The sequence below is a fragment of the Vibrio sp. T9 genome, from assembly GCF_003123985.1.
GTDB lineage: Bacteria > Pseudomonadota > Gammaproteobacteria > Enterobacterales > Vibrionaceae > Vibrio > Vibrio diabolicus.
Map to the genome: position 1 here is coordinate 1 of NZ_NIGY01000067.1, position 442 is coordinate 442.

At 70.8% G+C, this 442-nt stretch carries 1 pseudogene; it reads left to right on the top strand.

The annotated features are described in order from the left end of the window. Nucleotides 1–442: pseudogene (locus tag CBX98_RS25450) on the top strand (hypothetical protein); the annotation flags it as partial.

The window sequence follows — 442 nt, forward strand, 5'->3', positions numbered from 1 at the left end:
ACAACCTCGATCACGCGGGGCTCCCCGCCGAAGCCGAACCCTATCTGGCGCGTGCCCGCGATGGCGTGGCTCGGCTGGGTGCCCTGGTGCGTGCCATGAGCGAAGCCAGCCGCATGGAGCGCGCGATCGCCTCGGCGGAAGCGGAGGACGTGAACCTCGCGGACATCGTGCGCGGCTGTGCCGACGGGTATCGCGGCCTGGCCGGCGATCGCCGGCTCGAAGCGGTGCTGCCGCAGGGCCCGGTGCCGATGCACGTCTCGCCCGAGTTGATCGCCCAGGCGCTGGACAAGCTGTTCGACAACGCCTTGTCGTTTACGCCGCCCGGCGGCTGGCTGCGCATCACGCTCACGCCGACCGCCGAGGGTGCCGATGTCGAACTGGCCAACGAGGGGCCATCGCTGCCTGCCGCCATGCAGGGGCGTCTGTTCGACTCGCTGGTGAG